Origin of the sequence: Paenilisteria riparia FSL S10-1204 (assembly GCF_000525995.1) — a bacterium.
Lineage (GTDB): Bacteria > Bacillota > Bacilli > Lactobacillales > Listeriaceae > Listeria_A > Listeria_A riparia.
In genome coordinates, this window is the sequence record NZ_AODL01000001.1 from 1 (window position 1) to 14,228 (window position 14,228).

Below are 14,228 nucleotides of genomic sequence, written 5' to 3' on the forward strand. Positions count from 1 at the left end.
CGTCGCATCCTGGGGCTGTAGTCGGTCCCAAGGGTTGGGCTGTTCGCCCATTAAAGCGGCACGCGAGCTGGGTTCAGAACGTCGTGAGACAGTTCGGTCCCTATCCGTCGCGGGCGCAGGAAATTTGAGAGGAGCTGTCCTTAGTACGAGAGGACCGGGATGGACACACCGCTGGTGTACCAGTTGTTCCGCCAGGAGCATCGCTGGGTAGCTATGTGTGGCAGGGATAAACGCTGAAAGCATCTAAGCGTGAAGCCCCCCTCAAGATGAGATTTCCCATTTCTTTAAGAAAGTAAGATCCCTGAAAGAAGATCAGGTAGATAGGTTTGGAGTGGAAGTATGGCGACATATGGAGCGGACAAATACTAATCGATCGAGGACTTAACCAATACATGATTTTTCGGTGAAATACAAACGTTAGCACGATCCTTTCTTATCTAGTTTTGAGAGAACAGCGTTCTTTCGAATCACATTGTCTGGTGATGATGGCGAAGAGGTCACACCCGTTCCCATCCCGAACACGGAAGTTAAGCTTTTCAGCGCCGATGGTAGTAGGGGGCTTCCCCCTGTGAGAGTAGGTCGTCGCCGGGCAATGTACATATTTTTAGAAAAATACCAAGCATTTAAGTTTGGTTTTTTGTTTATTTAGGGCTAATTCTTTGCAATTGGGCTCTTTTTTTTAGTATAATTAAAGTCAAAAATAGTCAAAGTCAGTGTAATGAGAGGAGTGGATCCTTGTGAAGAATATATCGGATATTATTGAGGCTTATTTAAAGCAGGTCTTGGAGGCTAGCGAGGCTGTGGAAATTAAGCGGAGTGAGATGGCGGATCAGTTTCAGTGTGTGCCGTCGCAAATAAATTATGTGATTAATACGCGGTTTACGATGGAACGTGGATATTTGGTTGAGAGTAAGCGAGGCGGTGGAGGCTATATCAGGATTATTAAGGTAAAAATGAATGATAAGCTACAGTTGCTGGACGCGATTATTGTGATGGTGCATGAGAAGAAGGTGTCGCAGAATTTTGCGGAGGATGTGTTGTTGCGGTTATTGGAGGAAGAGGTCGTTTCGAAACGTGAGGCTAGGCTGATGCTTTCTGCGATGGATCGGAATGTTATTGCTTTGCCGTTACCGGAGCGAGATATTATGCGTAGTCGGATACTTGAGGCGATGCTTGAGGCGTTGAAATACGAGTAGGAGGCGTTTTATGATTTGTCAGAGTTGTGGGGAACATGAAGCGAATATTGAAATTAGACATGAATTTAATGGTGAGACGTTCTCGGTTTTTCTGTGTAAGAATTGTGCGGAGAAGCAGAGCATGGCTTATATGCAGGAGCAAATCGCGGAGGCTAGTGTGGACTTCTTAAGTTTGTTGCAGAAAGCTTCGGAAGAGGATAGTGAGATGCTGGAATGCACGTATTGCGGGATGTCCTTGCAGGCGGTGCTGGATTCTTCTCGGTTAGGCTGTGAGCATTGTTATGGGCAGTTTGCGCAGAAGGTGAATGTGATGGTGGAACGGGCTCAGAATGGGAACAAGGGCCATATTGGGAAGGTTCCGATAAGTCAGAGGGGTGCGCTTGCTGAGCAGGAACAGATCCGTGTTTTGCAGGAAAGACTGGTACATTTAATTGCGGATGAGGCTTTTGAGGAAGCTGCGATTGTGCGGGATCAGATTAAAGCTTTGAAAGAGGATGGAGCTGGTTTTGATGGGGTTTGAAAATTTATTTAAACCGGTGCTTAGTTCTTGGTTGGAGCAGGATGGACCGCAGAGTGATGTTGTGATTAGTTCGCGTGTGAGGTTGGCTCGGAATTTTAAGGACTGGAATTTTTCTGGTGCTGGGGTGGAGTTGTTTTCTCGGGTTCGGGAAGAGTTCGGTACGCGTGATGGGTTCTCTTTTTTAGCGATGGGGGATTTGTCGGTTTTGGAGCGTGGGATGCTGGTTGAGAGGCATTTGATTAGTCCGGAGATGATGCGGCGACAAGATTTCGGGGCTGTGATGGTTAGCGATGATGAGCGAGCTAGTGTGATGTTTAATGAGGAGGACCATATTCGGATTCAGTGTATGGCGCCGGGATTGCAGTTGGAGCAAGTTTTGAATGAGGCGTTTGTGCTGGATGATGAGTTGGAGATAAATATGCCGTATGCTTTTGATGAGCGGTTGGGGTATTTGACGACGTGTGTGACGAATGTTGGGACGGGACTAAGAGCTTCAGTGATGGTCCATTTGCCTGGGTTAGTTGCAACAAAACAATTACAAAAAACGGTAGAAGCGATTAGAAGGTACGGTTTTGTGGTAAGAGGAATGTATGGGGAGGGAAGTCGGCCTGCAAGCAATATTTTTCAAATTTCGAATCAGGTGACATTAGGTAAGACAGAGCTTGAGATTGTGCAGGATTTGTCGGATGTGATGGAACAGGTGATTATGCAGGAACGGGTTTGCCGAACCAAGCTGAAACAGACATTTCATATTGCGATGGAAGATCGAATTTTTCGGGCGTATGGGGTGTTGAAACATAGCCGGATTTTGGCGCAGAAAGAAGCCGCGGACGCTATTTCTGATTTGCGATTAGGGATACAGATGGGATATATTGAGCATATACCTAGTCAAAAGGTCAATGAATTGATATTATTTTCGCAACCAGCTTTTTTGCGAAGATTTGCGCAGCGGGATATGAATGAATTAGAAGAAAAAGTGATTCGGGCTGCGGCTATCCGAGAAATTTTGGATACATACTAGCTTCGAAAATTAGAGGAGGAACTGCCATGATGTTTGGAAGATTTACGCAAAGAGCTCAGAAGGTACTGGCTTTGTCGCAGGAAGAAGCAATGAGATTAAAACACAGTAACTTAGGGACGGAGCATATTTTGCTAGGACTGGTTCGTGAAGGCGAAGGTATTGCTGCGAAGGCATTATACGAGCTTGGAATTAGTTCTGATAAGGTTCAAAAGGAAGTAGAAAGTTTGATTGGTGAGGGTGAGACGGCGGTTCAATCGATTCAATATACGCCGCGTGCGAAAAAAGTCATAGAGTTGTCGATGGATGAGGCTCGAAAGCTTGGTCATACTTATGTTGGTACGGAGCACATTTTGCTAGGATTGATTCGTGAGGGTGAGGGGATCGCAGCGCGCGTTCTTGGAAACCTTGGCGTTAGTTTAAATAAAGCGCGTCAGCAAGTGTTGCAACTGCTTGGTGGCGGGGATGGTGGAACTTCGGGTCGTTCGACGAATACGCAAGCGACACCAACTTTGGATAGTTTGGCTCGTGATTTGACGGTAATTGCACGAGAAGAGAATTTGGACCCTGTGATTGGGCGTTCGAAAGAGATTCAACGTGTGATTGAGGTTCTGAGCCGTCGGACGAAAAATAATCCGGTACTTATCGGTGAACCGGGTGTTGGTAAAACGGCGATTGCAGAAGGCTTGGCGCAACAGATTGTTCGTAATGAAGTGCCGGAAACGTTGCGCGGAAAACGTGTGATGACGCTGGATATGGGGACGGTTGTTGCTGGCACAAAATATCGCGGTGAATTTGAAGATCGTTTGAAAAAAGTGATGGACGAGATTCGCCAAGCGGGCAATGTGATTTTGTTCATTGATGAGCTGCATACGTTAATTGGTGCTGGTGGTGCGGAAGGTGCGATTGATGCGTCGAATATTTTGAAACCATCACTTGCCCGTGGTGAGCTGCAATGTATTGGTGCGACAACTCTCGATGAATACCGCAAGTACATTGAAAAGGATGCGGCGCTTGAAAGACGTTTCCAACCGATTCGTGTTGAGGAGCCAACTGTGGATGAGTCGATTCAAATTTTGCGTGGGCTTCGGGATCGGTATGAGGCACATCATCGTGTGGCGATTACGGACGCTGCGCTTGAGGCTGCGGTGACGTTGTCTGATCGTTATATTTCGGATCGTTTCTTGCCGGATAAGGCGATTGATGTGATTGATGAGGCTGGTTCGAAGGTGCGCTTGAAGGCTTATACAACGCCTGCGAATGTGAAGGAAATGGAATCGAACTTGGCTGAGTTGAAAAAAGAGAAGGACGCGGCGGTTCAAGGTCAGGAATTTGAAAAGGCTGCATCATTGCGTGATAAGGAGCAAAAACTGCGTCGGGAACTTGCGGAGAAGAAGAAAGATTGGCAAGCGAAGCAAGGTCAGGATAATAGTGAAGTGACAGACGACGTTGTGGCTGAGGTCGTGGCAAGCTGGACGGGTATTCCGGTGACGAAATTGGCGGAAACCGAGACGGACAAATTGCTTAATATGGAAGAATTAATTCATAAACGGGTAATTGGTCAAGCTGAAGCTGTTAAAGCTGTTTCACTAGCTGTGAGACGTGCTCGTGCGGGACTTAAAGATCCGAAGCGTCCAATCGGTTCTTTCATTTTCCTAGGCCCAACAGGTGTTGGTAAAACGGAATTGGCTCGTGCGGTTGCGGAATCGATGTTTGGTGATGAGGAAGCCATGATTCGGATTGATATGTCAGAGTACATGGAGAAATTTTCGACGGCACGTTTGGTTGGGGCTCCTCCAGGATATGTTGGCTATGAAGAAGGTGGCCAGTTAACTGAAAAAGTTCGCCAAAAACCTTACTCGGTTATTCTTTTAGATGAAATTGAGAAGGCACATCCAGATGTGTTTAATATGTTGCTACAAGTTCTTGATGATGGGCGTTTGACGGATTCTAAAGGTCGCGTTGTCGATTTCCGAAATACGATTATCATTATGACTTCGAATATTGGAGCGCAGGAGCTAAAAGATGATAAGTCGGTTGGTTTCAACGTTTCGGATATGACGAAGGATCACAAAGCGATGCAACATAGCATGCTTCAGGCATTGAAAAAAGCGTTCCGTCCGGAGTTTATTAACCGGATTGATGAATCGATTGTTTTCCATTCGCTGGATGAGAAGGAATTGAAACAAATTGTGACATTGCTAACTGGACAGTTGACGAAGCGTTTGGGTGAGCGTAACATTCACGTGAGCTTGACGGAAAGCGCAAAAGCAAAAATTGCGAAAAGAGGGCTATGATCCTGAATATGGAGCGCGTCCACTGAAGCGGGCTATCCAGAAAAATATTGAGGATAGGTTGTCTGAAGAGCTACTTCGCGGAACGGTGAAAGTTGGCGATACGGTCGTTATCGGAACGAAAGCTGGCGAATTGACGGTTCAAGTGAAGGAAAAGAAAGCTCCAGTTGCGAAGAAAAAAGTGACAACGACGAAGGCAAAACCGAAAGCAAAGCCGAAAACTAAGGCGGCAGAAAAAGAATAAATAGTAGAACATCCTATGGGTCGGATTTTGTGACGGCGTGTAGGATGTTCTTTTTGCTTGCCTTGGAGTGAACTCTAAGAGATACAATGGTGATGTTAGATAGATGAAGTGAGGAGGAATTGGGATGGAATACGTTAAATTTGGCAATACTGGTATGGATGTGTCGCGGGTTTGTTTAGGTGCGATGGGCTGTGGTGATGTGGAAAAGTGGACGCATAAATGGGTTTTGGATGAGGAGAATAGTCGCCCAGTTATTAAAAAGGCGCTGGATTTAGGAATTAATTTTTTTGATACGGCGAATATTTATTCGATGGGTGAGAGTGAGAAAATTCTTGGACGGGCGCTGAATGATTATGCGAATCGTGATGATATCGTGCTTGCAACGAAGGTTCATCAAAACATGCGACCTGGTCAGCCAAATGGTGGCGGTCTGTCACGGAAGGCGATTTTGAGTGAGATTGACCATAGTTTGGAACGATTGGGAACGGATTATGTGGATTTGTATATTATTCATCGTTGGGATTATGATACGCCGATTGAGGAGACGATGGGGGCATTGCATGATGTTGTGAAATCTGGAAAAGCGCGGTATATTGGGGCTAGTGCGATGTATGCGTGGCAGTTCCAGAAGGCGCAACGGGTGGCTGAGCGCAATGGTTGGACAAAATTTGTGTCGATGCAAAATCATTATAATATGATTTATCGGGAGGAAGAACGTGAAATGATTCCGTTTTGTCGGGATGAAAAGATTGCTGTGACGCCGTATAGCCCGCTTGCTTCGGGACGTTTGACGCGTGATTGGTCGGAAACGAGTTTTCGTTCGGAGACGGATCAGGTGCAACATTCGAAATATGACGGGATGATGGATGCGGATCGGGGAATTGTGGAACGGTTGGCCGAAGTGGCTGTTAATCATGGTGTGACGCGTGATAAGATTGCGCTTGCATGGTTATTGCAAAAAAGTCAAGTTACGGCGCCGATTATTGGTGCGCAGAAGGAGAGCCATTTGGTGAGTGCTGTTGGTGCGCTTGATGTGAGGCTTGAGCAGTCAGAGGTGGCGTATTTGGAAGAGCTATATATTCCGCACCCACCGGTTGGCTTGATTCCAGATCCTAATAATTAATTTTGAGGAGGAGGTGATTTTTCGCCTTCTTTTTTTTATGATGTCTAGCGCAGAGGCTGCACGAGGCCATCCAACGTAGAATGCTAAATGTGTGATAGTCTCGATGATTTCTTCTTTGGAAAGCCCGTTTTCGAGGGCCAAATTTAAATGATACGGTAGTTGATTAAGGTGCTCGGCGGTGATTAGTGCGCTAATTGTGATGAGGCTACGGTCTCGAAGTGATAGGTTTTCCCTACGCCAGATATCACCGAACAGAATTTTCTCTGTGTATTCGACAAATGTGGGAGCTAGATTGTCATAGTTTTCTTTGGCAGTGGATAGGATTGGTCTATTTTTCAATGGGAATCCCTCCTTCTAATGCTTGGGCGAGGCCATTTCCGAATGACCAGTTTTCACGTTCTGTTTCAACAAGCAGGATAAATATATCTTCCATTTGTATGCCGCAATGGGTTGATAGTGCGATGGAGAGCTCTTTGTAAAACCGAAGCTTTTTGGCTTTAGAACGACCGGGTGCTAGTGTTACGTAGATGTATAATAATTTATTGGAGCGCTTGCTATTTAGGAAATAAGAATCGTCATAGAAAAATTCGTGTGCCTCATGGCTTTGAAAAACTTGAAAATAATCTTTGTTGGGGACATCGAATTCATTGATTAGGGTTTGCTGAATGGTTTTACTAATTTTGTTTAAATTTTTGCTATCGTGCGCTTCTTTCATATATTCTATTCGTACAAATGGCATTTTAAACGCCTCCTTTTGTTTTAGTTTACATGACTTATCTTTATTTGTATAATTGAATTATTTTAACATCATTATCGATTTTTAGAATGGAGATGATTTTATGGATTTGAAAGAATTAATTACTTTCAGAACGGTTGTGGAGGAAGGGACGTTTTCTAAAGCTGCGGAGAAGTTGCATTATTCTCAGTCGACAGTGACTAATCAGATACAAAGATTGGAAAAAGAATTAGGGATTGTTTTGTTTAAACGTGGTTGGAATTCGGAATTGACGGAATCGGGGAAGATATATGCGAATGAAGTGAATATGTTGATCAATCATTGGAATTTAGTTACTGAAAGGGCGGCGGATTTGAAGGAAGAGGAGATTGGGACGTTGCGTATAGGCGTTATTGAATCGCTATCGGATTTAGTTTTGGCTAATACAATGAGGAGGTTTAATGCTCGCAAGCCACATGTTAGTTGTCATATTACGGTGGGAAATACGGATATGCTTGCTAGGTTATTATTAGATGAGGAAGCGCTTGATTTTGCGATTTCGGGGGAGCCTGAGGATTTGGCAGGGCTGCATCATGAACATCTTTATAGTGAGTCGATACAGTTTATTGTAAATCAAGAGCATGCGTTTGCTAGGAAAATGGGTATGACTATTAAAGATTTGCTTTCATACACGTTGGTTACGGGCGGTCCTAGTTGTTTATATAGATTGCAATTGGAGCGGGAGTTTGCAAGGCAAGAAGTGACGCCTTTCGTTCATTCTGTAAGCAAGATTTCGGCAATACCGACTATTATTTCGGCCACGGATTTTGTGGGGGTTGTTTTGTCGTCTACGGTGATACCTGATGGTGTTGTGAGAATTTCGATACCGCTAAAAAATCAATTACTATCGATTGGTGTATTGAGACGGAGGAATTTTGAATTTTTGTCGGGGATGAAACAGCTTTTTTTAGATTGTTTGAAGGAGGAATTAGGCGTTAAAAAATAGGAACAAGGGTTAAAATAGAATTTTAGAGTTGGGCGATTTTTGTTAGGGAAAGTGTGGTAGAATAGGGACAGATATGAAAAATTGGAAGGTGATTTGAGAATGGCGAAGGCGAAGCGTAGTGTGAAATTCATGTGTCAGGAATGTGGTTATGAATCACCGAAATGGATGGGGAAATGCCCGAATTGTGGGGCTTGGAATCAGATGGTAGAGATGTTGGAGCCTACGAAAAAGGGACGTTCAACGTTTACGCATACGGGTGAAGCGGCTGCGGCTGTTCCGATTACGAAAATAACGAGTGAGAATGAGCCGCGATTTGAGACGCAGATGCCTGAGCTTAATCGGGTGCTTGGTGGTGGTGTTGTTCAGGGTTCGATGGTGCTTGTTGGTGGTGATCCGGGAATCGGGAAGTCGACGCTGTTACTGCAGGTTTCGGCGCAATTGACGACAACTGGGAAGCGAGTGCTGTATATTTCTGGTGAGGAATCGGTGAAACAGACGAAGTTGCGAGCGGAACGGTTGCTTGTGACGGGGGACAATTTGTATGTGTATGCGGAGACGAATCTGGAGGCGATTCAGCAGACGATCCAGCATGTGAAGCCGGATTTCGTGATTATTGATTCGATTCAGACGGTATATCATCCGGATGTGACGAGTGCGGCGGGAAGTGTGTCGCAGGTTCGGGAGTGTACGGCGGAATTGATGCGGATTGCGAAAGGTGGCAATATTGCTGTTTTTATCGTGGGCCACGTGACGAAGGAAGGTGCCATTGCGGGACCTCGTTTGTTGGAACATATGGTGGATACGGTGCTTTACTTTGAGGGCGAGAGGCATCACGCGTACCGAATTTTGCGGGCTGTGAAAAATCGGTTTGGCTCGACGAATGAGATTGGTATTTTTGAGATGCGGGATGTTGGGCTTGTGGAAGTCGCGAATCCGTCGGAGGTATTCTTGGAGGAACGGCTGGACGGGGCTTCGGGCTCGACGGTTGTTGTTTCTATGGAAGGAACGCGACCGATTTTGGTGGAAATTCAGGCGCTGATTTCGCCGACGATGTTTGGAAATGCGAAACGGATGGCGACGGGGATGGATCACAATAAGGTGTCGCTAATTATGGCGGTGCTGGAGAAGCGGGTTGGCTTGTTGCTGCAAAACCAGGATGCTTATTTGAAGGCGGCTGGTGGTGTGAAACTGGATGAGCCGGCGATTGATTTGGCTGTGGCGGTGAGCATTGCGTCCAGTTACAATGATAAGCCTACGAAAAGTACAGATTGTTTCATCGGCGAGATTGGCTTGACTGGTGAGATACGACGGGTGTCACGGATTGAACAGCGGGTGCAAGAGGCCGCCAAGTTAGGTTTTAAACGCATCTTTATTCCGGCGAACAATCAAGGGGAATGGAAACTTCCAAAAGACGTGGAGCTTGTTGGAGTTGCTACACTTGGCGAGGCGCTGAGCAAGGCATTACCGAAATGATACGGTTGGCGGGGCTGTTATTTTGCGATACAGTCTCGTTTTAATTGCGATACGGGCTTTCCTTAGTGTAGAATGAAGAGGTGAGACTAGAAATGAAGCGAAAGGAGGAGAACTAATGCTGAGATGGGTAATTAGAATTTGTTTTATGATTATTGGCGGTACGATTGGTGTGTTCACGTTGCCTGAACTTTGGGAAACGCTCGGTGTTCACGATATTTTTGTCATTAATAATCCTTATACAGACGCCTTGGTTGGTGCACTTATATTTTATCTTTTTACTTTTTGGGCGGTGAAGTATGTGGTTGCCGCTTTGAACTGGTTAGAAAACGGGCTTACGAAAACTTCTAATACAGTGATTATTTACGGTGGTCTGGGGCTTATGATTGGTTTAGTCATTGCTTTTTTTGCGGGAAATGCGCTGAATCAGACGAAAATTCCGATTTTGAATTCGGTTGTACCTATTATTTTGACATTGGTGCTTGGTTATCTGGGCTTTCGAGTGGGGATTAGCCGGCGTAATGAATGGGGCAACTTATTTGCGGCGCGTGGTGCGAAGAAGAAGACTCCTGAGGAAGTGAAGGAAGAGGCTACGGCGGCGCGCGAATACAAGATTTTAGATACGAGCGTTATTATTGATGGCCGGATTGCGGATATTTTAACAACAGGTTTTCTTGATGGGACGATTGTGATTCCGATGTTTGTATTGGCGGAGTTGCAACATATTGCGGATTCGTCGGATACGTTGAAGCGTACGCGTGGTCGTCGTGGATTAGATATTTTGAACCGACTGCAAAAAGAGGACAAGATTAAAGTAGAAATGTACGAAGGCGATTTCGAGGACATTGCGGAAGTAGACAGCAAGCTTGTGAAACTGGCAAAAGTAATGCAAGGTAAAGTCGTAACCAATGACTATAATTTGAATAAAGTTTGTGAATTCCAAAACGTTGCAGTGCTGAATATTAATGATTTGGCGAATGCTGTGAAGCCTGTCGTATTGCCAGGTGAGAAGATGACGGTTCTTGTTGTCAAAGATGGTAAGGAGCATAATCAAGGTGTGGCTTATTTGGATGATGGCACAATGATTGTCGTTGAGGATGGGCGCAAGTTTATTAATGATACGATTCAAGTGGAAGTAACGAGTGTCTTGCAAACTTCTGCAGGACGGATGATTTTTGCAAAACCGGCTTAATTTGGCTTTTTAGGAGAAATGTTTAATGAAATATGAATTGATTCTTTTGGCGGCTGGTCAAGGGAAGCGAATGCAATTGGGCCAAAATAAAATGTGGCTGGAGCTTTCGGGCAATGCTTTGTTTATCCATACGATTCGTACGTTCTTGGAAGATGCGGCTTGTTGCCGGATTGTCGTTGTGGTGCAAAAGGATGAGTTGGATTATGTGCGTGATATGCTTGCAGAACTGCATGTTCAAAAAGAGGTTTTGATTGTGGCGGGAGGCTCGGAGCGACAATATAGTGTTGCGAAAGGACTTGCTACATGTGGTCAAAAAGCGGATTTTGTTATGGTGCATGATGGTGCGCGACCTTTTGTGGATCAGGTGATGATTGATCGTTTGCTTGCGGATGTGGCGATTCATGGTGCAACGATTTGTGGTGTACCAGTAAAGGACACGATGAAGCGGGTGCGTGACGGTGTGATTGAGGAGACGATTGATCGCTCGGTTTTATGGCAAGTTCAGACGCCGCAGGTTTTTCGGACGGAGATTTTGCAGCGGGCGCATGAGATTGCGAAACAGGAGAAGTTTTTAGGGACGGATGAGGCGAGTCTGGTGGAACGAATGGGTGTTGCGGTTCATATGGTCGAAGGTAGCTATAACAATATTAAAGTGACGACACCAGAGGATATTGCTTTTGCGGAAGCGATTTTGCAGGCGAAATGGAGGAATCGGATATGATTCGAGTGGGGCAAGGCTATGATGTGCACCAGCTAGTGGAAGGACGTAAGCTGATTATTGGTGGGATTGAGATTCCATATGAGAAAGGTCTGCTAGGTCATAGTGATGCGGATGTGTTGCTTCATACGGTGACGGATGCGGTGATTGGCGCGGTTGGTAAGCGTGATATTGGGCATTTTTTCCCAGATACGGATATGGCTTATAAGGACGCGGATTCGGCGGAACTTTTGACGAAGGTTTGGTCGGAGATTGAGGCGGAGGGCTATAAGCTAGGCAATATTGATTGTACGATTATTGCGGAGAAGCCTAAGATGGCGCCATATGTGGATGCGATGAAAGCGCGTATCGCGGAATTGTTGCATGCGACGCCAGAGCAGGTGAATGTCAAAGCAACGACATCGGAAAAATTAGGATTTACAGGACGCGGCGAAGGAATCGCTAGTCTTGCGGTTGTACTTTTAGAAAAATGAAGGAGTAGTGATAAAAATGAGTGAAGCAAAGAGAGTGCGTGTGCGTTACGCGCCAAGTCCAACGGGGCATTTGCATATTGGGAATGCGCGTACGGCGTTGTTTAATTATTTGTTTGCAAGACATAATGATGGCGATTTTGTGATTCGTATTGAGGATACGGACCAAAAGCGAAACATCGAAAATGGTGAGTCGAGCCAGTTAGAGAATTTGGCGTGGCTTGGCATGGATTGGGATGAAGGCGTGGACAAGGGCGGCAATTATGGCCCGTATCGTCAAAGTGAGCGTCAGCATCTGTATGATCCGCTAATTGAGCAAATCGTGGCAGAAGGCAAGGCTTACAAGTGTTATTGTACGGAGGAAGAGCTAGAAGCAGAACGTGAAGAGCAAAAAGCGAACAGCATGATGCCGCGCTATAGTGGAAAATGTCGTCATTTGACGGCGGAACAACGTGCGCAGAAGGAAGCGCAGGGTTTGAAACCGAGTATTCGTTATGCGGTACAACCGGGCAAGACGTATACGTTTAATGATATGGTCAAAGGCGATGTGTCTTTTGAATCAGATGGTATTGGCGATTTTGTTATCGTGAAAAAAGACGGGATTCCGACGTATAATTTTGCGGTGGCGATTGATGATCATTTAATGGAAATGACGCATGTATTGCGTGGAGACGATCATATTTCGAATACGCCAAAACAGCTGATGATTTATGAAGCGTATGGTTGGGAGCCGCCAACGTTTGGGCATATGACGCTCATCGTGAATGAAAGCAAACGTAAATTGAGTAAACGTGATGAGTCGATTATTCAGTTTATCGAGCAGTATAAAGATTTAGGTTATTTGCCAGATGCGTTGTTTAATTTTATCGCTATGCTTGGTTGGTCTCCGGAGGGCGAAGATGAGATTTTCTCTAAAGAAGAGTTTATTAAAATCTTTGATCCGAAGCGTTTATCGAAGTCGCCGGCGTTGTTTGACACGCATAAATTGACTTGGGTGAACAACCAATATGTGAAACAATTAGATTTAGAGCAAGTTGTGAACTTATGCTTGCCGCACTTAGTGAAAGCAGGCCTTGTGTCAGCAACAGCTGATGCGGGAGAGTTGGATTGGGTGCATAAACTTGTATCGCTTTACCATGAACAAATGAGTTTTGGCGCGGAAATCGTGGAACTTTCAGCGATGTTCTTCACGGATGATGTAGAATTCGATGAAGAAGAAAAAGAAGTGCTTGCTGGCGAACAAGTTCCAGAAGTTTTGGCGGCGTTTAAAGAAGAAATGGCTACTATTGAACCATTTGCAGCGGATGAAGTGAAGGCTGCGATTAAACGCGTGCAAAAAGCTACTGGCGCAAAAGGAAAAGGCTTGTTCATGCCGATTCGTGTTGCTGTTACTGGTGAAATGCACGGTCCTGAATTACCACAATCAATCGAAGTACTAGGTCGTGAAAAAGTGGTAAACCGTTTGGAAAACCGACTAAATGAAGCAAAATAATAAATTTGGAGAACGTATCTGTTTTTTGCAGGTATGTTCTTTTTTAGTGTATAATAATGGCGAATTATAGATATTTAGGGGGAATTAGGATGGGAGAATTACAGTTTAGATTTGCAGCGGAGGGCGATGTTCCGTTAGTATTGCGATTTATTAAGGAATTGGCGGAGTTTGAAGGGATGTTGGACCAAGTTGTGGCAACGGAAGAGGCGTTGCACAAGTGGTTGTTTGAGAAGGAGAAAGCGGAAGTTTTGATTGGTGAGTATGATGGTGAATCGGTGGGATTCGCGTTATTTTTTCATAATTTTTCAACTTTTCTGGGGCGTTCGGGAATTTATTTGGAGGATTTATATGTGCAGCCGAATGTGCGCGGGAAGGGATTCGGGAAGGCATTTTTGAAGCGGTTGGCGGAGATTGCGGTGGAGCGTGGATGTGGTCGTTTAGAGTGGTGGTGCTTGGATTGGAATAAGCCGAGTATTGACTTTTATTTGAAGATGGGCGCGGAGCCGATGGAGGATTGGACGGTGTATCGGATTGCTGGGGAAACGCTAACGAAATTGGCGAACGAATAAGAAGAGATTTTTGGTGACGGTGGAAGTGGTCTGTGGTACAATGAGACTTAATAAGCGAAAATGTTGATGAGAAGAAGTAGGAAATATGACGGCTAAACAGAGAGTGCCACCAAGGCTGGGAGTGGCTTAGTGCAGGCGTATTCTGAAATGCATCTCGGAATCTTTGTGGGAAATCATAGTATCGCAAAGCGGCGACTGACC

Annotated in this window: 13 protein-coding genes, 2 rRNA genes and 1 pseudogene; 14 read left to right on the top strand and 2 right to left on the bottom strand. The window is 45.2% G+C overall.

Going from position 1 to position 14,228, the window contains the following annotated elements:
• The 7 genes and pseudogenes from PRIP_RS00005 to PRIP_RS00035 all read left to right on the top strand — a co-directional run.
• Positions 1–389: ribosomal RNA gene (locus PRIP_RS00005) — 23S ribosomal RNA — on the top strand; the annotation flags it as partial.
• 86 nt (positions 390–475) lie between these two features.
• Positions 476–591 (top strand): 5S ribosomal RNA (gene rrf, locus PRIP_RS00010).
• A gap of 146 nt (positions 592–737) precedes the next feature.
• Positions 738–1,196 carry a CtsR family transcriptional regulator gene (locus tag PRIP_RS00015; protein WP_036098831.1) on the top strand — a complete coding sequence of 153 codons (459 nt, stop codon included), beginning with the start codon at positions 738–740 and terminating at the stop codon, positions 1,194–1,196.
• A gap of 10 nt (positions 1,197–1,206) precedes the next feature.
• Complete coding sequence (locus PRIP_RS00020) at positions 1,207–1,716, top strand: UvrB/UvrC motif-containing protein (protein ID WP_036098833.1); 510 nt, start codon at positions 1,207–1,209, stop codon at positions 1,714–1,716.
• Positions 1,706–2,737, top strand: a complete 1,032-nt coding sequence (locus PRIP_RS00025) for a protein arginine kinase (protein WP_036098834.1) — start codon at positions 1,706–1,708, stop codon at positions 2,735–2,737. The genes PRIP_RS00020 and PRIP_RS00025 overlap by 11 nt, the downstream gene beginning before the upstream one ends.
• 26 nt (positions 2,738–2,763) lie before the next feature.
• Positions 2,764–5,272, top strand: a pseudogene (locus tag PRIP_RS00030) (ATP-dependent Clp protease ATP-binding subunit).
• 124 nt (positions 5,273–5,396) lie between these two features.
• The gene (locus PRIP_RS00035; RefSeq protein WP_036098835.1) at positions 5,397–6,395 is read left to right on the top strand and encodes an aldo/keto reductase; all 999 of its coding nucleotides are present in this window, start codon (positions 5,397–5,399) and stop codon (positions 6,393–6,395) included.
• Here PRIP_RS00035 and PRIP_RS00040 read toward each other — a convergent pair.
• Both PRIP_RS00040 and PRIP_RS00045 read right to left on the bottom strand, forming a co-directional pair.
• Entirely contained in the window at positions 6,345–6,734 is a 390-nt protein-coding gene (locus PRIP_RS00040; protein WP_077912852.1) for a carboxymuconolactone decarboxylase family protein, read from the bottom strand. The genes PRIP_RS00035 and PRIP_RS00040 overlap by 51 nt on opposite strands.
• Positions 6,724–7,134: a tautomerase family protein gene (locus PRIP_RS00045; RefSeq protein ID WP_036098836.1), complete on the bottom strand. Its 411-nt coding sequence runs from the start codon at positions 7,132–7,134 to the stop codon at positions 6,724–6,726. The genes PRIP_RS00040 and PRIP_RS00045 overlap by 11 nt, the downstream gene beginning before the upstream one ends.
• 100 nt (positions 7,135–7,234) lie before the next feature.
• Here PRIP_RS00045 and PRIP_RS00050 point away from each other — a divergent pair, with 100 nt between their 5' ends.
• The 7 genes from PRIP_RS00050 (at position 7,235) to PRIP_RS00080 (ending at position 14,027) form a co-directional block, all read left to right on the top strand.
• The gene (locus PRIP_RS00050) at positions 7,235–8,116 is read left to right on the top strand and encodes a LysR family transcriptional regulator (protein ID WP_036098837.1); all 882 of its coding nucleotides are present in this window, start codon (positions 7,235–7,237) and stop codon (positions 8,114–8,116) included.
• Between the two features lie 99 nt (positions 8,117–8,215).
• The gene (gene radA / locus PRIP_RS00055) at positions 8,216–9,589 is read left to right on the top strand and encodes a DNA repair protein RadA (RefSeq protein ID WP_036088171.1); all 1,374 of its coding nucleotides are present in this window, start codon (positions 8,216–8,218) and stop codon (positions 9,587–9,589) included.
• Between the two features lie 115 nt (positions 9,590–9,704).
• Positions 9,705–10,778: a PIN/TRAM domain-containing protein gene (locus PRIP_RS00060; protein ID WP_036098838.1), complete on the top strand. Its 1,074-nt coding sequence runs from the start codon at positions 9,705–9,707 to the stop codon at positions 10,776–10,778.
• Between the two features lie 25 nt (positions 10,779–10,803).
• Positions 10,804–11,499: a 2-C-methyl-D-erythritol 4-phosphate cytidylyltransferase gene (gene ispD, locus PRIP_RS00065; protein ID WP_036098840.1), complete on the top strand. Its 696-nt coding sequence runs from the start codon at positions 10,804–10,806 to the stop codon at positions 11,497–11,499.
• Entirely contained in the window at positions 11,496–11,969 is a 474-nt protein-coding gene (gene ispF / locus PRIP_RS00070) for a 2-C-methyl-D-erythritol 2,4-cyclodiphosphate synthase (RefSeq protein WP_036088167.1), read from the top strand. Before ispD ends, ispF begins: the two co-directional genes overlap by 4 nt.
• A 16-nt stretch (positions 11,970–11,985) precedes the next feature.
• The gene (gene gltX / locus PRIP_RS00075; RefSeq protein ID WP_036098841.1) at positions 11,986–13,458 is read left to right on the top strand and encodes a glutamate--tRNA ligase; all 1,473 of its coding nucleotides are present in this window, start codon (positions 11,986–11,988) and stop codon (positions 13,456–13,458) included.
• Positions 13,459–13,547: 89 nt separating this feature from the next.
• Complete coding sequence (locus PRIP_RS00080) at positions 13,548–14,027, top strand: GNAT family N-acetyltransferase (protein ID WP_206538177.1); 480 nt, start codon at positions 13,548–13,550, stop codon at positions 14,025–14,027.
• Positions 14,028–14,228 lie beyond the last annotated feature (201 nt).